Raw genomic sequence first — 19,382 nt, 5'->3', positions numbered from 1 at the left:
GCCTTGCAACTAAAATTGCCTCGTATATCATTGACGCAACCAAGGGAGGCAATCTCAGTGATCAGGCACTCGGCGACCCTGGCGATCAACGAGAAGCTGCAGGCGAAGCGGGCTGCGGGCGAGCAGGTGCTGCACCTCGGCTTCGGGGAGGCCGGGCTCCCCGTCCTGCCCGACGTCCGGGACGTGCTGGCCGGGGCAGCGCACCGCAACGAGTACGGCGCCGTCGTCGGTTCGGCCGAGGCCCGGCAGGCGGCGGCCGGCTACTTCAGCAGGCGCGGTCTGCCGACCGAGGCGGACGACATCGTGCTGGCCCCCGGCAGCAAGGCGCTGCTCTTCGGACTGCTGGCCGTCCTGCCCGGCGACGTCGTACTCCCGCGGCCGTCCTGGGTGAGCTACGCCGCGCAGGCTGCCCTGCTGGGCAGGCGGGTGCTCGGCGTGCCGGTGCCGGGCGACGCGGGCGGCGTGCCCGACCCCGAGCAGCTCGACCGGGCGTTGACCAGCGCGCGCAAGGACGGCGCCGAGCCGGGCGTGCTGATCTTGACCGTGCCCGACAACCCCACCGGCACCCTCGCCGGTGCCGAGCTGGTCAAGGAGGTCTGCGCTGTCGCCGGCGCGCACGGGCTGACCGTGCTCTCCGACGAGATCTACCGCGACCTCGTCCACGACTCGGCGGCCGTGCACAGCCCGGCGGCCGAACTGCCTGAGCACACCGTTGTCACCGCCGGGCTGAGCAAGAACATGGCCCTCGGCGGTTACCGCATCGGGTTCGCACGGGTGCCACTGCCCGAGCAGCGCGCCGCGCTCGTCGGCGCGGCGAGCGAGGTGTGGTCGAGCCTGCCCGCCCCCATGCAGGAGGTCGCCGCATACGTGCTGGCGGAGCCGCCCGAGGTCCGCGCGCACATCGACGCGAGCAGGGCGCTGCACGCCGCCGTCGCGCGCGCCGTGCACGCCGAGTTCACCGCGGCAGGGGCGGCCTGCCGCGCACCGCGGGCGGGTTTCTACCTGTACCCGGACCTGGAACCGTTGCGCGCCAAGGGATTCGCCACCGGCGCCCAGCTGGCCGAACACCTGCTCGACCGGCACGGTGTCGGTGTGCTGGCTGGTGCCGAGTTCGGTGACGACCCCGCCGCGCTGCGGTTCCGCGTGGCCACGAGCCTGCTATACGGCGACGACGCCGAGCAGCGCTGGACCGCGCTGCGCAGCCCCGATCCCGTCACGTTGCCGTGGATCGCGCGATCACTGGGGCACCTGCGTGACGCGCTGTCCGCCGTTTTCGACGGCGAGTAGCCGTAGGAGGGCCCCCGGCGGCACTTCGAGCACCTCCTCGAGGTACCTCAGTGCGGCCAGGGAACCGGGGCGCTCTGGGCGGCAACGGCCGGACTGCCAATGGCTCAGCGTCGCCAGACTCACCGGCACGCCGCGCCGGCGCAACCGGTATTGGATCCGCTCGAGCCCCAGGCCCCTGGCACGTATCGCCGCTCGTAACGCCACGGCGAAAGGTCCGGTCGCCAGTAGCGACTCCACCTCGCGCGTAGCGCTCTGCCCCCGGTCCATCTGTTGTGTTCTCTGACCGGTCATCGCAGCTCCGCTCATCGAGGAACCGGTGCAGCGTATGGGCAAGGCGCGAGGCGCAGGAAGAGGCAAAGGTCCCTTGTCAGCGTTCCCGCGCGAGTCCCCCGCTCTCGCCCGCGAGTCCCCCGCTCTCGACGCCGAGTTGCCCGCTCTCGCCCGCGAGTTCCCCGTTCCCGACGCCGAGTCGCCCCTTCCGGACAACGCTCCCCGCGCCGGAACGCACCATCCCGCTGTCCTGGACGCAAGACTCGGCAGCCGGAGCGGGCAACTCGCGCGCCGCAGCGGGCAACTCGCGCGCCGCAGCGGGCAACTCGCGCGCCGCAGCGGGCAACTCGCGCGCCGGAGCGGGGGACTCGCGCGCGGCGTCAGCGGACGGCTACCGACAGCGCCTGCGCGATCTCCGTGCCCAGTGCGTGGGTCTCCGCACGCGCCGGAGGGCCCACCTTGACCACCACCGGGCCACCGAAGGGCTGCCGCTCGACCACCTCGATCCGGTCACCCAGGGTGATCGAACGCTCCGCCAGGTAGCGCAGCAGATCCGGATCGGTGTCCCACACGCGCACGATCTCGCCGACGGATCCGGCGGGCAGCTCGTCGAGCAGGCGGGTCGACAGCTCCTCGACGCTGCCGTCCGCCGCGGGAATGGGGTCGCCGTGCGGGTCGCGCACCGGGTTGCCGAGCTTCGCCGCGATCCGCTCCACGAGGAGGTCGGACACCACGTGCTCCAGCAGATCGGCCTCGCTGTGCACCTCGTCCCAGGTGTAGCCGAGCTCGGAGACCAGGTACGACTCGATCAGCCGGTGCCTGCGCAGCACCGACCTCGCCAGCTGCCTGCCCGCGGGCGTGAGCTCGATGCCGCGGTACGGCACGTGCGCCACCAGCCCCTGCTGCGACAGCTTGGTCACCATTCCGGACGCCGAGGACGGGCTCACCTCGAGCCGCGCCGCCAGCGACGTGTTGGTGACCGGCTCACCCCGCTCGACCAGGCCATAGATAGCCCGCACGTAGTCCTCGATCGAGGACGAACGCCGGTTGGAGCCATCTGCCATGCCCTCCACGATACGGACCTCACTTCACGCACCATCAGGCCAGGTCAGGACGCCAACGATACCGAATCCACCCGGGCACGGGCTCCGCGCCGAGATCCGCGTAGAACGCCGCCGCCCGCTCGTTGCCCTCCTGCATGTCCCACTCGACGCGCCCGCTGGTGCGCTTGCGCAGCTCGTTCAGCAGCTCCCGGCCGAGGCCGTGCCGCCGGAACGCCGGCCGCACGAAGATGTCGTCGAGCCAGATGCCCGGCCGCGCCTCCCACGTCGAGAAGTTCCACGAGCAGAACGCCATCCCGGCCACCTCGCCGCCGGACTCGGCCATCAGCACCCACGCCTTCGGGTCGGGCCCGAACAGGTGCCGCGCCATGTCCGCGCGGTCGAGCACGAGTTCCTCGTTGCCCTCGTAGCGCGCGTGCTCCTCGATGAGGGCGCAGATCTCCTCGACGTCGGCGGCCTCCGCATCACGAACCGGCATGCAGGAAGACTATCGATCGATCGATCGGTTCGTCTAGACTCTGGGCCATGGGCACCGTGGAGCTGACCGTCGCCGAGGGAGTCGCTCTCGTCTGGTTGAACCGGCCCGACCGGCTGAACGCCGTGTCGCCGGAGCTGGTGGACGATCTGCTGGGTGCGCTCGACGCGATCGCCGCCGACGAGAACGCCCGCGCGGTGGTGCTGGCCGGACGCGGCCGGGCCTTCTGCGCGGGGCACGACCTCAAGGAGCCCGCGGGCGACGGCGACTCCCGGGTGCGACTGGAACGGCTGCAGGACGTCACGCGCAAACTGCGGGGCCTGCCGCAGCCGGTGATCGCCGCCGTCCACGGCTACGCCATCGGCGCGGGCGCGGAGTTCGCGCTCGGTTGCGATCTCGTGGTCGCCGCCGACGACGCCGTGTTCGCCTTCCCAGAGGCGACGCTGGGACTGAGCGTCACGGGCGCGGCGTCGCGCCTGCTCCCGCTGCTGATCGGGCCCGCGAAGGCCAAGGAGCTGGTGCTGCTCGGGGAGCGGGTCGACGCCGCGGCGGCGAAAGGTATGGGCCTGGTCAACAAGCTCGTGGCCCGCGACGAGCTGCTGGAGTTCGCGTTTGCCTGGGCGAGGAGGCTGGCCGAGCAGCCGCCCGCCGCGGTGACACTCGCCAAGCGCGCCATCGACCGGGGTGTCGACAGCGCGGTGGAGACGGCGCTGGAGCTGGAGATCAGCCACGCCCTGCTCACGGAGCACACCCCGGAGGTCGCCCGCACCACGGCGGAGTTCCGGACCCGTGGCTGATCTCGTCGCACTCGTCACCGAGGCCGCGCGGCGGCGGCCCGGCCGCACGGCGTGGGTGTTCGACGCCACCGGCGAGCGGCTGACTTTCGCCGACGTCGACCGCCGCAGCGACGAGCTCGCCTCCGCACTCGCCGCACTCGGCACGCGCCGGGGCGACCGGGTGGCGGTGATGTTGCGCAACCAGCCCGAGTTCCCGTTGCTGTGGCTGGCGCTCGCCAAGCTCGGGGCGGCGCTGGTGCCGGTCAACACCAACTACCGCGAGCTGGACGGGGAGCACGTGCTCGCCCACTCCGGCGCGCGGTTCGCGGTCACGACCGAGGAGTTCACCGGCCTGCTGACCACGATCGCCCCTCGAACGTCGGTGGAACGGGTGCTCACGGTCGGCGAGCTGCGCCCGGCAGGACCGCCACCCAAGCCGGAACGCGCACCGGAGCTGCCCGTGAACATCCAGTACACCTCGGGCACCACCGGTGCGCCCAAGGGCTGCGTGCTGCCGCACCGGTACTGGACGACGCTCGCCGAGGGCCTCGTCACCGAGTTCCCGCACTTGAGTGACGACGACGTCCTGCTCACGGCGCAGCCGTTCCACTACGTCGATCCACAGTGGAACGTGGCTGCCGGGCTCGCGAGCGGCGCTACCCTCGTGGTGCTCGACAGGTTCCATCCTTCGACGTTCTGGGCGAAGGTGCGCGAGCACGGCGTCACGTGGTTCTACTGCCTCGGCCTGATGCCGACGCTGTTGCTGCGTCAGCCGGAGTCGCCGGAGGACCACATGCACCGGGTGCGGGCTGTCAGCGCGTCGGCCATTCCGCGGGAGCTGCACGCCGCGCTGGAGAAACGCTGGGGCGTGCCGTGGTTCGAGGCGTTCGGCATGACGGAGACCGGCGGCGACCTGCGGGTCGGCCCCGCCGACCACGACGAGCTGGTGGGCACCGGTTGCATCGGCACGCCGACGCCCTCGCGCGAGGCGATGATCGCGGACGAGGACGGGAAGCCGTTGCCCCGAGGGGAGACCGGCGAGCTGCTGGTCAGGGGCGTCGGCCTGATGCACGGCTACCACGACGACCCTGAGGCGACGGCGAGTGCGTTTCGCGGCGGCTGGTTCCGCACCGGCGACCTGGCCTGGATGGACGAGCACGGCCGGGTCTTCTACGCCGGTCGCACCAAGGACATGATCCGTCGCAGCGGCGAGAACGTTTCCGCCGACGAGGTGGAGCGGGCACTGCTGCTGCATCCCGCGGTGCGCTCGGCGGCCGTGCTCCCCGTGCCGGACGCGTTGCGGGGCGAGGAGATCCGCGCGTACGTCGTCGCTGACGGTGAGCCCGATCCCGAGGAACTGGCCGGGTTCTGCGGCGAACGGCTCGCCTACTTCAAGGTGCCCCGCTACTGGTCCTTTGTGGACTCGTTGCCCATGACGCCGTCGGAGCGGGTCGCCAAGGGCGAGCTGCGCAAGGCCGCCGAGAAGCTCACCGGATCCTACGACCGGGTGGAGCGCACATGGCTGTGAGCACCGGCGAACGCGTGCGCCGCGCGGCGGTGAAACTGTTCGCCACCAAAGGTTTCCACGGTACCGGCATCAGGGACCTGGCGCAGGCCGCCAAGCTCTCGTCGGCCAGCCTGTACCACTACATGGGCACCAAGGAGGAACTGCTCGCCGGGATCATGCGCGACTGCCTGCAACGCCTGCTCGACGACGCGACCAAGGCCGTCGACGGCGTCACCGATCCGGTCGAGCGCATCCGCAGGCTCGTCACACTGCACGTCACCGCGCACGCCAGGCAGCCGAACGAGACCAGGGTGGTGGACGACCACGTCGAGGTGTTGTCGCCCCGGCTGCGCAAGGACGTGGTCCAGCTGCGGGACGCCTACGAACAGCTGTGGTCCGACACGATCGAGGCGGGCCGGGAAGAGGGGGTTTTCGACACCGCTCAGCCCGCCGTCACGCGGATCGCGGTGCTTGACATGTGCAACGGAGTGGCCCGCTGGTACTCGCCTCGAGGTGCGTTGACCCTGCATCAGGTGGCCGACCACCACGTCGAACTCACCCTGCGTGCGCTGGGCGTTCCCGCCCCCGGACGCTGTGGTCTGGCGAACTCCTGACACCCCCAAGCTTGCCCCGGAGCCGCCGCTGAGGGACGCTCGTGGGGTGAGTGAGGAAACAATCCAGCTGGAACTCGACGACGCGGGTCTCGCTCCGGGCCTTCCGACGCCCTCCGACCCACGGGATCAGGTACAGGACGTGCCCTACCGCCCGGTCGAATTCCGCGATGACGATCTCCCGGCCGCGCTGGAGCGCTGCGCCGGCTGGCTCCGGCAGGCCCAGCAGTGGCTCGGCGAGCCGGTGGACGTGCTCGCAGTCCACCTCGACTATGACGAACGGGACGGCTTTCCGTACTACGACCTGAAGATCCTCTGCAACGAGGAGGACCTCGCAGGCGTGCCGCTGGCACTACGGCAGAAGGGCGACACCGCCCGTTCCTGAGTAGAACCACCCCGCTGTGGTGGCAGGGCTTCGCGCCCTGCCACCACAGCGCGAGCTCGCGGGCCGGCCTCAGCCAAGGGCTCCTCCCAGCTTCACGTGGCCCCGCAGCAGGTTCCGGGCGATGGTCCTGCGCTGGATCTCGTCGGTGCCCTCGTAGATGCGCAGCAGCCGCAGCTCGCGGTACCACCGCTCGATCGGCAGCTCCCGCGTGTAGCCCATGCCGCCGTGGATCTGCAGCACGCGGTCGACGATCTCGTTAGCCTTCACGCCGCCGTACAGCTTGGCGATCGACTGCGCGTGCCGGGAGTCCATTCCGGAGTCCACCTGCCACGCGGCGTGCAGCACCAGCCAGCGCAGCGCCTCGAGCTCCACGCCGGAGTCGGCGATCATCCACTGGATCGCCTGCCGGTCGGCAATGGGCGCGCCGAACGTCTCCCTGGTGTTGGCGTGCTCGATGGCCATGGACAGCAGCCGCTCGCACGAGCCGATGGCGCGGGCCGGCAGCAGGTAGCGGCCGCGGCCGATCCACTGCATGGCGAGGTTGAACCCCTGGCCCAGCTCGCCGAGGATCTGACTCTCGGGCACCCGGACGTCCTCGAAGACCAGCGCCGCGGGACCCCATTCGCCCATCGTGTCGATGTACTCGGAACGCCAGCCCATCTCGCGGTCGACGAGGAAACACGTCACCCCGCCATTGGCGCCCTTCTCGGGGTCGGTGATGGCGAAGACCATCGTGAAGTCGGCCTCGTTGCCGCCCGTGATGAACGTCTTCTCGCCGTTGATGACCCAGTCGGCGCCGTCCTTGCGCGCGGTGGTCCTGATCGCCTTCGCGTCGGAGCCCGCGCCCGGCTCGGTGATGGCGAAGCAGGACTTGCGCTTGCCTTCGATGGTCGGCAGCAGGTATCGCTGCTTCTGTTCCTCGTTGGCGTAGAAGAGGATGTTGTCGGCCGCGCCGCCGAAGCGGAAGGGCACGAACGAGCGGCCGAGCTCGGCCTCCAGCAGCGCCGTCATCACCGCGGAGAGGCCCATGCCGCCGTACTCCTCGGGTGTCTGCACGCCCCAGAAGCCGGAGTCACGCGCCTTCAGCTGGAGCTCCTCCAGCTGGTCGGAGGGCAGTCCTGGCTGCCCGGCCCGCTCCCTGCGCAGCACCTCCTGCTCCAGCGGGACGAGTTCCCGCTGCACGAAGGTACGCACCCAGTCACGAATCTCGCGCTCCTCGACGCTGAGACTGAAATCCATCGCCGCCGACTCCCTCGTTACTAAGCGGTTGCTTAGGACAAAGGTAACGCACGAACGGCCTGGCGGCACCTGCCGGGCGCCCCGTAGATTCGCTACGTGATCGACTGCGCGGTGTGGTGGGCGACCCCGCTCGCCGAGAGCGGCGAGCACCTGTCGCTGCTCGGCCCGGCCGAGCGCGAGCGGCACGCCGCGTACCGCCGCGACGAGGACAAACGCCGGTTCCTGACGGGCAGGGTGCTCGCCAAGACCGTCGCCGCCGGGCACCTCGGCAGCACGCCCGCCGAGGTGGAGTTCGACGCGACGTGCGACGACTGCGGCAAGCAGCACGGCCCGCCGCGCGTTCCCGGAGCGAAACTGGCGTTGTCGATCTCCCATTCGGGCGAGCGGATCGGCGTCGCGCTCACCGGTGGCGCCGCGGTGGGCCTCGACGTCGAGAGCGCGACGAGGAAGGCCGACGACTCGCTGCTGGATTACGCGCTCAACGACGCCGAGCGCGCCGCGCTGGAGGACCTGTCCGAGCGGGAGCGCGCCGACGCGTTCTTCCGGTACTGGACGCGCAAGGAAGCCGTCATGAAGGCCACCGGGCGTGGCCTTCGGATCCCGCTGACGAGCCTCACGATGTCTCCTCCCGGCGAACCCGCGCGGCTTGCGGGTTCGGCCGACCCCGCGCTGTCGCCGGAGCGCACCCGCATGGCCGACCTCGACCCCGGCGACGGCTACCGCGCCGCGGTGGCGGTGCTGACGGCCTTGCCGGGCGAGGAGATGGAGGTCACGCAGCACTGGTGGTCTCCGGGCCGCTGAACAGGCGGACAATAGTGCGATATGGACGCCGCGCGACTGCTCGAGGACTACGCGCGAGGGGACTTCTTCCTCGCCACGGCGCACCGCACGATCCTCGGCTCCGGCGCGGACACCGAGCTGACGGGCACCGACGAGGCCCGGCTCGCCGAGCGCGTGCGCAGGGCGCTGACCGACGCGCGGACCCCGATCGCCGCGGGCGTGCTGCCGTTCGACAGCGCCGCCGGCGGCGGAACCCCGGCCCGCATCGTGATCCCCGAGGACGTGCGTTTCGCGGGCAGGCCACACCCCGCCGTCGACCGCCTCCCCCGCCGCCACGTCGGCCTCCCCGAGCGGGTCTCCCCGGTTCCCGAAGGGCGACGGCACGTCGAGGCCGTGGCCGACGCCGTGCGGAAGCTCGGCGAGCGGGGCCTGCGCAAAGTGGTGCTCGCGCGAGCGCTCGACCTGGAGTTCACCGAGCCGGTGCCGCCGGAGGCGGTCCTGCACAACCTGGTCAAGGACAACGACCGCGGCTACACGTTCGCGGCCGGCCTGCCCGGCGGTCGGACGCTCGTGGGCGCGAGCCCCGAGCTGCTGCTCTCGCGTCAGGGCGACCGCGTGGTGTCGCACCCGCACGCGGGGTCGATGCCGAGATCGGCCGACCCGGTGACCGACCGGGACAACGGCGAGGCGCTACTCGCCTCGCGCAAGGACCACATCGAGCACGCGGTGCTGGCCGAGGCCGTGGTGGAGGCGCTGCGGCCGTTCTGCCGCAAGCTGGACGCGCCGGAGGAGCCGGAGCTGGTCTCGACGCCGACGATGTGGCACCTGGGCACCACGATCACGGGAGAGCTGGCCGACCGGGACGTCACCGCGCTGCACCTCGCGGCGGCATTGCACCCGACGCCCGCCATCTGCGGAACGCCGACCGAGTCGGCACGCGAGCTGGTGACGGAGCTGGAGCCGTTCGAGCGCGGGTACTACGCGGGCGCGGTCGGCTGGGTGGACGCCGAGGGCGACGGGGAATGGGCGGTGACGATCCGCTGCGCCGAGGTGGCCGAGCGGTCGCTGCGGCTGTACGCGGGGGGCGGGATCGTGCCGGAGTCGGACCCGTGGGCAGAGCTGGACGAGACGTCCGCGAAGTTCGCCACCCTGGCCGAGGCCATGGGGCTACCGCGTGGGTGGCTGGCCGAGTTCTGACCCGGCCGGCCACCCACGTCGGGTGAGCAGCCCGGAGGAGCTACTTGAGCGCGTTGATGAGGGCTTCGCGCTGACGCTCGCCGAGGCCGGCGGCCCGGCGGTCCGGGTCGATGCCTGCCTGCTCGAGCAGCGCGGCCACCTTGACGGTGCCCAGGCCAGGCACGGCCTTCAGCAGCTGCGTGACCTTGGTCTTGCCGACCGTCTTGTCTTCCTTCGCCCGGTTCAGCACCTTGTCGATGCTCTCCTTGCCGGACTTGATCGACGCGAGCAGCTCCGAGCGCGCCTTGCGAGCCTCGGCCGCCTTGGCCAGGGCTTCCGCCCGCTGTTCCGGGGTCAACGTAGGCAAAGCCAACGTACTAATCCTTTCTTCTCGGGTGCCGCGTGAGAGCGGCGACAACCCGGGTCCCCAGGTGCTTGCCCGAGCAAGCGCTGGCCAGGCCGTCACTTACCACGGGCCCCAGTAAACGCCAAGAGGACCGAGACCGCGAAATCGACACGCAATGTCCCCTCAACCGGGTCATGCAGGTCAGGGGGCCACTACCGCGGTGAGGGGGCCCAGCGGGGGTGCGTAACGGTTGTGCACTCAGCACATGCCGATGCCACTTTTCCCGCACTAGGCTCGCGCGTAATCCAGTTCACAGTCGAGCGGACCCGCGGGAGAGAACACGATGTTGAGCACCATGCAGGACGACCAGCTTTCCCTCGCCGACCTGCTCCGGCACGGCTCCACGCTGCATTCCGAGAGCGAGGTCGTCACGTGGACCTCCTCGGGCCCTAGGCGGGCGACCTACGGCCAGGTCGGCAAGCGCGCCGCCCAGCTCGCGAACGCGCTGCGCGGCCTCGGTGTGACCGGTGACCAGCGCGTGGGCACGTTCATGTGGAACAACGCCGAGCACCTCGAGGCCTACCTCGCCATCCCCGCGATGGGCGCCGTGCTGCACACCCTGAACATCCGGCTGTTCCCCGAGCAGCTGGTGTTCGTGGCCAACCACGCCGAGGACCACGTGGTGATCGTGGACGGCACGCTCGTGCCGTTGTTCGCGAAGCAGCTGCCGCAGCTGAAGACCGTCCAGCACGTGATCGTCGCGAACGGCGACCCCGCGTCGCTGGAGGCCCCGGAGGGTGTGCAGGTGCACGCCTACGACGAGCTGCTCGCGGCCCAGCCGGAGACGTTCGACTGGCCCGTCGTGGACGAGCGCTCCGCGGCCGCGATGTGCTACACCTCCGGCACCACCGGCGACCCCAAGGGGGTCGTGTACTCGCACCGGTCGATCTGGCTGCACTCGATGCAGGTGTGCATGAGCGACAGCATGCGGCTCGACCAGTCGGACAAGGCGCTGGTGATCGTGCCGATGTTCCACGCGATGTCGTGGGGCATGCCGTACGCGGCGTTCATGGTGGGCGCCTCGATGATCATGCCGGACCGCTTCCTGCAGCCGGAGCCGATCGCGCAGATCCTCGCCGCCGAGCGGCCGACGTTCGCGGGCGCGGTTCCGACGATCTGGCAGGGCCTCCTCCAGCACCTCGACGCGAACCCGCAGGACATCTCCCACCTGCGCGAAGTCGTGGTGGGCGGCTCGGCGGCGCCGCCGGCGATGATGCACGCGTTCGAGGAGCGCTACGGCGTGCCGATCCTGCACGCGTGGGGCATGACGGAGACGTCGCCGCTCGGCAGCGTCGCCCGCCCGCCCGCGTCGGCGACCGGCGAGGAGGCGTGGCAGTACCGCTACACGCAGGGCCGCTTCCCCGCCTCGGTGCGGGCGCGGCTCATCGACGACGACGGCAACGAGGTCCCGTGGGACGGCGAGAGCGTCGGCGAGCTGGAGGTGCGCGGCCCGTGGATCGCGGGCGGGTACTACGGCGACGCGGACCCGGCGAAGTTCCACGACGGCTGGCTGCGCACCGGTGACGTCGGCAAGATCACCCCGAACGGCTACCTGACGCTGACCGACCGCGCCAAGGACGTCATCAAGTCCGGCGGCGAGTGGATCTCGTCGGTGGATCTGGAGAACACCGTGATGTCGCACCCCGCCGTCGCCGAGGCGGCGGTGATCGGGGTGCCCGACGAGAAGTGGGACGAGCGCCCGCTGGTGGCCGTCGTGCTGCGCGAGGGCGAGCAGGTGAGCGCCGACGAGCTGCGGACGTTCCTGCAGGACAAGGTGGCCAAATGGCAGCTGCCGGAGCACTGGACCTTCGTCGAGGAGGTGCCGAAGACCAGCGTCGGCAAGTTCGACAAGAAGCGCCTGCGCGCCGCCCACGCGGAGGGCAAGCTCGACGTCGCCCACTTCTGACGCCGACGCTCCCCAAGGCCACCTTTGTTGCGTTGGACGCAACAAAGGTGGCCTTGGGGAGCGTTACCCCCGAGGTAATCGACTCCGCGTTCCCGGTGCGAAAGGGTGGGTGGCATGGACGCTGAGGGCACCGAGTTGTTCCACAAGACCATGCCGTTCACCGAGCGGCTCGGGCTCGAGGTGCTCGCACAATCCAGGGAGCTCGTGCGCAGCCGCCTCGCGTGGGACCCGACGCTCTGCACGCTCGGGGACACCATGCACGGCGGCGTGCTCATGTCGATCGCCGACTCCACTGCCGCCGTCTGCGCGTTCCTCAACCTGCCCGAAGGCGCGCAGGGCACCACGACGATCGAGTCGCGCACGAGCTTCCTGCGCCCGATCCGCGGCGGCCACGCCACCGCGTCGGCGAGCCCGCTGCACGTGGGCCGCAGGGTGATCGTGGTGGAGACCGAGGTCCACGACGACGACGGCCGTCTCGCAGCCAAGGTCACCCAGACCCAAGCCGTGATCTGATCGGACGAAAGCGGTTTACACGCAGTCCAGCCGAAGGCGAAAATCTTTTGCCATGCGTGGACGTCTCTGCACGGTCGTACTGGCGGTCATCGCGGCTTCCACGGTCGCTCAGCCGCCCGCGGTGGCCCAGGAGGACGAACGGATCGACTACCACTCCTGGGATGCCGACCGCGGCTTCGCGGGCGAGCTCACCGGCGTCGAGGCCGGTGAGAACGGCCTGCGGATCGGCACACCCGCCGGCGTCGACGACGGGTACGAGTACGGGCGCTGGACCTCGCCGGTGCGCTCACCCGGCTTCGACGCGAGCGAGCTGATCGCCTCCTGGACCGCCGACACCCCGCCGAGGACATGGCTGCGGGTCGAGGCCAGGGCGCGGACGGCGTCCGGCGCCGACACGGCCTGGTACGTCCTCGGCGACTGGGCGCACGACGACGCCGACCTCCGGCGCACATCGGTGCCGGGACAGGACGACGCGCACGCGAGCGTCAACGTCGACACCCTCGTGGCCAAGCCGGGCGTGCGCCTGCGGTCCTACCAGCTGCGGGTCAGCCTCTACCGCGAGCGCGGCAGCTCGGCCACGCCCGTGCTGCGCACGGCGGGAGCGATGACGTCGCTCGTGCCCGACCGCTTCGAGGTGACCGTCTCGCGGCCGGGCCCGGCCCGCGGGATCGAGCTGCCGGTGCCGCGCTACGCCCAGAACGTGCACCGGGGCAGCTACCCCGAGTACGGCGGTGGCGGCGAGAACTGGTGCAGCCCCACGTCCACCGCGATGGTGCTGGAGTTCCTGGGCAGTGGTCCGGGCGAGCGGGAGCTGTCCTGGCTGCCGAAGGACTATCCCGACCGCGCCGTGGCGCACGCCGCGCGCTTCACCTACGACTACGCCTACGAGGGCACCGGCAACTGGCCGTTCAACACCGCCTACGCCGGGAACTACGGGCTCGAGGGCCACGTCACGCGGCTGCACTCGCTGACCGAACTGGAGGACTACGTCGCCCGCGGCATCCCCGTGATCACGTCGCAGTCGTTCCTCGCGAGCGAGCTCGACGGCGCCGGGTACGGCACGGCGGGCCACATCATGGTGGTCGTCGGTTTCACCGAAGACGGCGACGTGATCGTCAACGACCCCGCGGCCGACAGCGCCGAGGGTGTCCGAAAGGTCTACGACCGCGCGCAGTTCGAGACGATCTGGCAACGCACCAAGCGCCACGACGCCGACGGCAACGTCGCGAGCGGGCCCGGCGGCGTCGTCTACCTCATCACACCCTGACCCATGCGCAAGTCGCGATGAGCGCATGATCCGTGGCAAGCTGCGGCTCTGGGCAACGCTGCGGAAAGGACGAGGAGCCAATGCCGTACGAGGTGCAGGGCGTGGTGTCGCGCGCGCAGGGTGAGCCGGTGTCGCTGGAGACGGTGCTCGTGCCGGATCCGGGGCCGGGCGAGGCGGTGGTGTCGGTCAGGGCGTGCGGGGTGTGCCACACCGACCTGCACTACCGCGAGGGCGGCATCAACGACGAGTTCCCGTTCCTGCTCGGCCACGAGGCGGCCGGCTACGTCGAGCAGGTCGGCGAGGGCGTGACGGGCCTGGAGCCCGGCGACTTCGTGGTGCTGAACTGGCGGGCGGTGTGCGGCACGTGCCGGGCGTGCGAGAAGGGCAAGCCGTGGTACTGCTTCTCGACGTTCAACGCGCGGCAGCCGATGACGCTCGCCGACGGCACGGCACTGAGCCCCGCGCTCGGCATCGGGGCGTTCCTCGAGAAGACGCTCGTCCACAGCGGACAGTGCACGAAGGTGAACCCGGCCGCGGAGCCCGCTGTGGCCGGTCTGCTCGGCTGCGGCGTGATGGCGGGTATCGGCGCGGCCGTGAACACCGGCGCCGTGACGCGCGGCGACTCCGTCGCCGTGATCGGCTGCGGCGGCGTCGGTGACGCCGCGATCGCGGGCGCGCGCCTGGCCGGGGCGACCACGATCGTCGCCGTCGACATGGACGACAAGAAGCTGGAGTGGGCCAAGGAGTTCGGCGCCACGGCGACCCTGAACGCGCGCGGCAGGAGCCAGGACGAGATCGTCGAGGCGATCCAGGAGCTGACCGGCTCGTTCGGCGCCGACGTGGTGATCGACGCGGTGGGCAGGCCCGAGACGTGGAAGCAGGCGTTCTACGCGCGCGACCTCGCGGGCACGGTGGTGCTCGTCGGCGTGCCGACTCCGGACATGCGGCTCGACGACATGCCGCTCATCGACTTCTTCTCGCGCGGCGGTTCGCTCAAGTCGTCGTGGTACGGCGACTGCCTGCCGTCGCGGGACTTCCCGATGCTCGTGGACCTCTACCTGCAGGGCAGGCTGCCGCTCGACAAGTTCGTCACCGAGCGCATCGCGGTGGACGGCGTCGAGGAGGCGTTCGCCCGCATGCACAAGGGCGAGGTGCTGCGCAGCGTGGTGGTGTTCGACTGATTCTGTTCACCGACGAGGAGTTCCCCGAGAACCCCTACCCCGGTGCGCGACCGGATCGTTCGTTCGTGCACCGGGACGGGGCGGGGTACGCGCTGGGCACCGCACCGGCCGGCTGGCGCACCGGGCGCGTTCCGGTGCTGGCCTACGGCTCCAACGCGTGCCCCTCGAAGATCACGTGGCTGCGCGAGAACCTGGGGCTCGGCGCGGAGCCGGTGGTGGTGGCGCGGGCGGAGTGCCACGGTGTCGCCGCGGTGTGGGCGGCCGGTCTGCGCGCGCGGGACGGCCAGCGCACCGCGACGCTCGCGGCCGCGCCGGGGGTGACGGAGTGGCATGCCGTGTGGTTCGCGACGCCCGAGCAGGTCGAGGTGCTCGACCGGTGCGAGGGCCGGGGCGTGCGCTACGACCTCGCGAGGCTGCGCACGGGCCGGGTGCGGCTGGAGGACGGCTCGGTGGTCGAGGACGTGCTCACCTACGTCGGCGCGGGGCCCGCGCGGATGCCGCTGCTGGTGGACGGCGCTCCGGTGCGCACGGCCGACGTCGCCCAGCACGAAGCCATCCGGCTGGAGGGCACCCCGGCCGGCACGCACGGCCTCGACGCGGAGCCGATCCCGCTACTGCAGTGAAGGCCACCTTCACTGCGTTGAACGCAGTGAAGGTGGCCTTCACTGCGGCTGGGGTGGCAGGAGTTTGCCCGGGTTGAGGATGCCCGTGGGGTCCAGTGCGGACTTCGCCGCTCTGAGCACGTCCACGCCGAGTTCGCCGATCTCCGCCGCCAGGTAGGGGGCATGGTCGGTGCCGATGGCGTGGTGGTGGGTGATGGTGGCGGGCACATCGCCCGCGATCGCCTCCGACGCCGCGCGTTTCGCGCGTTCCCACTGGCCGATCGGGTCGGCCTCGTCGCGCGTGGCGAGCACCGTGAAGTACAGCGACGCGCCGGTCTCGTAGGCGTGCGAGACGTGGCACAGCACGTGTGGCCGGTCGAGCGCACCGTGCAGCGCGGCCCGCACCCGCTCGTACAGCGGCCCGAGGTCGCCCCAGTGCGCCGCCGTCTCCAGCGTTTCGACGCACACGCCGAGGTCGAGCAGCGCGTCCCGCTGCCTCGGGCCGGCGAACCGGTTCCTCAGCCACGCGTGTCCCGGCGCCGTGCCCAAGCCGACCGCGCCCGCCGCCCTGAGACTGCGCACGGCCTCCCTGCGCCGGTGCACGGCGTCGCCGTACCAGCCGAGGATCAGCAGGCACGGATCGGCGATTCCGCGCGCGCCCAGGTACCGGCGCAGCAGGGCCGTCTTCCAGCTGCCGGCCAGCGCGAGCGTCGACGCCGTCTCGTCCACATCGGATAGCCGCGTGACGTCGGCGAGCAGCCCGCGCTGGGCGAGGTGACGGACCGCGAGCGTGCCGCGCTCCCAGCCGTCGAGCGCGAACGCCTCGAACCGCTCGCGCTCGGGCAGCGGACGCACGCGCACGGCGACCTCGGTGATCACGCCGAGCGTGCCCTCGCTGCCGATGGCGAGCTGCCGCAGGTCCGGCCCCGCCGCCGACGCGGGCGCGACGCCGAGCCGCCACTCGCCCCGCGGTGTCGCCAGGCGCAGCCCGGTCACCATGTCCTCGAAGCGGCCGTACCCAGACGACGCCTGGCCCGCGGAACGTGTCGCGGCGAACCCGCCGATGGTCGCCCGCTCGAACGACTGCGGCACGTGGCCGAGCGTGAGACCGTGCACCGACAGCAGGCGCTCGGCGTCGGGACCGCGGACCCCGGCCTGCAGCACGGCGACGCGCGAGACGGGGTCGACGGACACGAGCCGGTCGAGCCGCTCCAGGTCGAGCACGAGCACGCTGTCCTTGTCGCCGCGCAGCGCGGTGACCCCGCCGACGACGGAGGTCCCGCCACCGAACGGCACCACGCCGATGTCGTGCTCGACGCACACGTCGAGCACTCGCTGCACCTGCTCGGGATCGCCGGGCAGCACCACCGCGTCGGGCACGGCGGGCGGTGAGGACGGGTACCGGCGCCGCAGGAGGTCGAGGTAGGACAGGCCGCCGCTGCGCCCGAGCCGTTCGGCCGCCTCGTCGAGCACGTGCTCCTCGCCGACGATCGCGACGAGTTTGGCGTGCGCGGCCTCGGGTATCCGGGACGGCGCCACCGCCATGGCCGAATCGGGTGCGACAGGAGCGTTCGCGGTGCATTCGCCGATACGCTGCGCGAGCCAGCGCACGGCCTTGGGAGCGAGTTCGATCTCGCTCGCGCCCTCGGGTGTCCACGAACCCCGCAGCCGGTGGTCAACACTGTCGTTCACCACTAAAGTGTGACACATGAAGGCCGAACGTCACACTGCCGTGCGGGTCAGAAGCGCGCTCGCCGAGACCCGCGACCGGCCCGCCGCGAGCCGCGTGTCCGACGACGACCTGCTCGACGCCGCCAAGCAGTGCGTCCTCGCGAGCGGCGTCCGGCGCACGACACTCGCCGAGATCGCCCGCACCGCGCACGTCAGCCGCATGACGCTCTACCGAAGGTTCCCCGACGTCCGCAGCATCCTCGCGGCGCTGATGACGCGGGAGTTCGGCGCGCTGCTCCACGCGGTCGCCTCGGAGGTGCGTCCTGCGAGCTCCGCGCGCGAACGGCTGGTGGACAGCGCGGTCGGGGGCGTGCGCGCGCTCGTGGCCGACCCGCTCATGCGCACAGTGCTCGACCTCGACGCCGACCTGCTGCTGCCCTATGTCACGCAGCGGCTCGGCGCGACGCAGCGGCTGGCGGAGGACGTCGTGCGCGCGCTGGTGGAGACGGGGCAGCGCGAGGGCTCCGTTCGCCACGGTGACGTCGCCGCGCAGGTTCGCGCGGTCCTGCTCGTCGTGCAGTCGTTCGTGCTGTCGCTGCGCCCGGCGACCGTCGACGTCGGTGAAGAGACCCTGCTCGCCGAGCTGCGGCACGTCCTCGACGCGGCGCTGGCGCCGTGATCAGGGCGTCGCTGTCCGCGCGCAGGCGGACGAGGGAGCTGGCCGAGCTGGCTACGGGCGAGCGCGTGGACGTGCTCGTGGTCGGCGGCGGCGTCACCGGGGCGGGCATCGCGCTCGACGCGGCGTCGCGCGGGCTCTCGGTCGCACTCGTCGAGGCACACGACCTCGCGTTCGGCACCTCGCGGTTCTCCAGCAAGCTCGTGCACGGCGGGCTGCGCTACCTCGCGCACGGCGACGTGGCGCTGGCCAGGGAGAGCGCGGTGGAGCGCGGCATCCTCATGACCCGCACAGCGCCCCACCTGACCCGGCCGCTGGCGCAGCTCTTCCCGCTCTACGCCACGACGCCGCGCTCGGCGAGGCTCCTCACCGCCGCCGGCCTGCACGCTGGCGACGCACTGCGCAGGACCGCGGGCACGCCGTCGTCGTTGCTGCCGAGGCCCCGTTCGATACCTGCCGCGGAGGCGCTGGCGCTCGCACCGGGACTGCGCCGCACGGGCCTGCGCGGCGGGCTGCTGTCCTTCGACGGCGCGCTGACCGACGACGCCCGCCTGGTCGTCGCACTGGCCAGGACGGCGGCCGCGCACGGCGCCCGCATCCTCACCAGGGTGCGGGCGACGGACCTTCGTGCCGACCACGTGCTCGCCCGCGACGAGCTGAGCGGCGACGCCGTGGAGCTGCACGCCCGGCAGGTGATCAACGCGGCCGGGGTGTGGGCGGGCGCCCTCGTGCCGTCCGTGCGGCTGCGGCCGTCCCTCGGCTCGCACCTCGTGCTCGACGCTGGCCGCACCGGGCTGGGCGAGACATCGGTGATGGTGCCCGTTCCCGGTTCGCACAGCCGGTTCGTCTTCCTGCTTCCCCAGCAGGACGGGCGGATCTACCTCGGGATCACCGACGAGCCCCTCGCCGGTGACCCGCCCGACGTCGCGGAGGCCCCGCAGTCCGATGTGGACTTTCTGCTGACGGTCGCCTCCGCCGTGCTGGAGCGGGAGCTGCGGCCCGGCGACGTGCTCGGCTCTTTCGCCGGGCTCCGCCCGCTGCTGGCCGCCGACGGCACCACCGCCGACCTCTCCCGCAGGCACGCGGTGCTCACCGACCCGGCAACGGGCGTGCTCACGGTGGTCGGCGGCAAGCTCACGACGTACCGGAAGATGGCCGAGGACGCCGTGACCGCGGCCGTGCGTGCCGCGACTTTGCCCGCAGGCCCGGCGCGCACCGCGAACCTGCCACTGCTCGGTGCCGCCGACCGCGCCGCGCTGTCCACAGTGGAGGCGCCGCCCCGGCTGGTCGCCAAGTACGGCACGGAAGCGCCGCGCGTGGCCGCGCTGGCCGAGGTGGACGACGAGCTCGGCAGGCCGCTGTTCCCGGGCTGTGAGGTCACCGGGGCGGAGGTGGTCTGGGCCGTCCGGCACGAGGGCGCCCTCGACGCCGACGACGTGCTGCACCGGCGCACGCGGCTGGGCCTGGTCCCTGGCGAGGCCGCCGCCGCGCGCGAGCGGGTGGAGGACCTGGTCGCGCGCACCCTGCATGGGCTGGCCGAGACGGCCTGACGGCAACCGGCACACCGCGTACCCTCTCCCGTGAACGTGGGGA

The 19,382-nt window shown here is 71.7% G+C and carries 20 protein-coding genes; 14 read left to right on the top strand and 6 right to left on the bottom strand.

All coding sequences use genetic code 11. The annotated features are described in order from the left end of the window. Positions 1-57 precede the first annotated feature (57 nt). A complete protein-coding gene (locus DI005_RS37655; RefSeq protein ID WP_113645163.1) occupies positions 58-1,287 on the top strand; it encodes a pyridoxal phosphate-dependent aminotransferase in 1,230 nt (409 codons plus the stop codon). Here the strand turns inward: DI005_RS37655 and DI005_RS39370 are convergent. The 3 genes from DI005_RS39370 to DI005_RS37635 all read right to left on the bottom strand — a co-directional run bounded on the left by DI005_RS39370 (position 1,237) and on the right by DI005_RS37635 (position 3,096). Continuing rightward, positions 1,237-1,578, bottom strand: a complete 342-nt coding sequence (locus tag DI005_RS39370) for a transcriptional regulator (protein ID WP_113645162.1) — start codon at positions 1,576-1,578, stop codon at positions 1,237-1,239. The two genes, DI005_RS37655 and DI005_RS39370, sit on opposite strands and share 51 nt — an antisense overlap. A 359-nt stretch (positions 1,579-1,937) precedes the next feature. Next, positions 1,938-2,621, bottom strand: a complete 684-nt coding sequence (locus tag DI005_RS37640; protein ID WP_112264372.1) for a metal-dependent transcriptional regulator — start codon at positions 2,619-2,621, stop codon at positions 1,938-1,940. A gap of 34 nt (positions 2,622-2,655) precedes the next feature. Then, complete coding sequence (locus DI005_RS37635) at positions 2,656-3,096, bottom strand: GNAT family N-acetyltransferase (protein ID WP_112264374.1); 441 nt, start codon at positions 3,094-3,096, stop codon at positions 2,656-2,658. Positions 3,097-3,143: 47 nt separating this feature from the next. Here DI005_RS37635 and DI005_RS37630 point away from each other — a divergent pair, with 47 nt between their 5' ends. The 4 genes from DI005_RS37630 to DI005_RS37615 are packed head-to-tail and all read left to right on the top strand — an operon-like array spanning position 3,144 to position 6,372. Beyond that, positions 3,144-3,890, top strand: a complete 747-nt coding sequence (locus tag DI005_RS37630) for an enoyl-CoA hydratase/isomerase family protein (protein WP_113645161.1) — start codon at positions 3,144-3,146, stop codon at positions 3,888-3,890. After that, entirely contained in the window at positions 3,883-5,397 is a 1,515-nt protein-coding gene (locus tag DI005_RS37625; protein ID WP_113645160.1) for an AMP-binding protein, read from the top strand. The genes DI005_RS37630 and DI005_RS37625 overlap by 8 nt, the downstream gene beginning before the upstream one ends. Then, a complete protein-coding gene (locus DI005_RS37620; RefSeq protein ID WP_113645159.1) occupies positions 5,388-5,990 on the top strand; it encodes a TetR/AcrR family transcriptional regulator in 603 nt (200 codons plus the stop codon). Before DI005_RS37625 ends, DI005_RS37620 begins: the two co-directional genes overlap by 10 nt. A 46-nt stretch (positions 5,991-6,036) precedes the next feature. Then, the gene (locus DI005_RS37615) at positions 6,037-6,372 is read left to right on the top strand and encodes a hypothetical protein (RefSeq protein ID WP_112264382.1); all 336 of its coding nucleotides are present in this window, start codon (positions 6,037-6,039) and stop codon (positions 6,370-6,372) included. Between the two features lie 69 nt (positions 6,373-6,441). Here DI005_RS37615 and DI005_RS37610 read toward each other — a convergent pair whose 3' ends face one another. Further along, on the bottom strand, positions 6,442-7,611 hold the full coding sequence (locus tag DI005_RS37610) for an acyl-CoA dehydrogenase family protein (RefSeq protein ID WP_112264384.1): 1,170 nt from the start codon (positions 7,609-7,611) through the stop codon (positions 6,442-6,444). Positions 7,612-7,707: 96 nt separating this feature from the next. Between DI005_RS37610 and DI005_RS37605 the strand changes: the two genes are divergently transcribed. Both DI005_RS37605 and DI005_RS37600 read left to right on the top strand, forming a co-directional pair. Then, entirely contained in the window at positions 7,708-8,412 is a 705-nt protein-coding gene (locus tag DI005_RS37605; RefSeq protein WP_112264386.1) for a 4'-phosphopantetheinyl transferase superfamily protein, read from the top strand. Positions 8,413-8,433: 21 nt separating this feature from the next. Beyond that, positions 8,434-9,588 (top strand): isochorismate synthase, encoded by a 1,155-nt coding sequence (locus DI005_RS37600; protein ID WP_113645158.1) that lies wholly within the window; start codon positions 8,434-8,436, stop codon positions 9,586-9,588. 40 nt (positions 9,589-9,628) lie between these two features. Here DI005_RS37600 and mihF read toward each other — a convergent pair whose 3' ends face one another. Further along, positions 9,629-9,940 carry an integration host factor, actinobacterial type gene (mihF, locus tag DI005_RS37595; protein ID WP_168214177.1) on the bottom strand — a complete coding sequence of 104 codons (312 nt, stop codon included), beginning with the start codon at positions 9,938-9,940 and terminating at the stop codon, positions 9,629-9,631. Positions 9,941-10,256: 316 nt separating this feature from the next. Between mihF and DI005_RS37590 the strand changes: the two genes are divergently transcribed. The 5 genes from DI005_RS37590 to DI005_RS37570 all read left to right on the top strand — a co-directional run bounded on the left by DI005_RS37590 (position 10,257) and on the right by DI005_RS37570 (position 15,463). Next, the gene (locus DI005_RS37590) at positions 10,257-11,879 is read left to right on the top strand and encodes a long-chain fatty acid--CoA ligase (protein WP_112264390.1); all 1,623 of its coding nucleotides are present in this window, start codon (positions 10,257-10,259) and stop codon (positions 11,877-11,879) included. Positions 11,880-11,993: 114 nt separating this feature from the next. Continuing rightward, positions 11,994-12,392, top strand: coding sequence for a PaaI family thioesterase (locus tag DI005_RS37585; RefSeq protein WP_112264392.1), 399 nt, complete (start codon positions 11,994-11,996; stop codon positions 12,390-12,392). Between the two features lie 52 nt (positions 12,393-12,444). Further along, positions 12,445-13,659: a peptidase C39 family protein gene (locus DI005_RS37580; protein WP_113645157.1), complete on the top strand. Its 1,215-nt coding sequence runs from the start codon at positions 12,445-12,447 to the stop codon at positions 13,657-13,659. 80 nt (positions 13,660-13,739) lie between these two features. After that, positions 13,740-14,840 carry an S-(hydroxymethyl)mycothiol dehydrogenase gene (locus tag DI005_RS37575; protein ID WP_112264395.1) on the top strand — a complete coding sequence of 367 codons (1,101 nt, stop codon included), beginning with the start codon at positions 13,740-13,742 and terminating at the stop codon, positions 14,838-14,840. Positions 14,841-14,905: 65 nt separating this feature from the next. Beyond that, positions 14,906-15,463, top strand: a complete 558-nt coding sequence (locus DI005_RS37570; protein ID WP_233520455.1) for a gamma-glutamylcyclotransferase — start codon at positions 14,906-14,908, stop codon at positions 15,461-15,463. Positions 15,464-15,502: 39 nt separating this feature from the next. On the opposite strand, the gene DI005_RS37565 is transcribed toward DI005_RS37570, so the two are convergent. Further along, positions 15,503-17,134, bottom strand: a complete 1,632-nt coding sequence (locus DI005_RS37565; protein ID WP_113645202.1) for an FAD-binding oxidoreductase — start codon at positions 17,132-17,134, stop codon at positions 15,503-15,505. Between the two features lie 16 nt (positions 17,135-17,150). Between DI005_RS37565 and DI005_RS37560 the strand changes: the two genes are divergently transcribed. Both DI005_RS37560 and DI005_RS37555 read left to right on the top strand, forming a co-directional pair. Continuing rightward, on the top strand, positions 17,151-17,792 hold the full coding sequence (locus tag DI005_RS37560) for a TetR/AcrR family transcriptional regulator (RefSeq protein WP_112264399.1): 642 nt from the start codon (positions 17,151-17,153) through the stop codon (positions 17,790-17,792). Next, positions 17,789-19,339 carry a glycerol-3-phosphate dehydrogenase/oxidase gene (locus DI005_RS37555; RefSeq protein ID WP_113645156.1) on the top strand — a complete coding sequence of 517 codons (1,551 nt, stop codon included), beginning with the start codon at positions 17,789-17,791 and terminating at the stop codon, positions 19,337-19,339. Before DI005_RS37560 ends, DI005_RS37555 begins: the two co-directional genes overlap by 4 nt. The last annotated feature ends 43 nt before the right edge of the window (positions 19,340-19,382 follow it).

The sequence above is a fragment of the Prauserella sp. PE36 genome (assembly GCF_003311655.1).
Lineage (GTDB): Bacteria > Actinomycetota > Actinomycetes > Mycobacteriales > Pseudonocardiaceae > Prauserella_A > Prauserella_A endophytica.
This window is presented reverse-complemented; position numbering and strand designations above follow the sequence as displayed.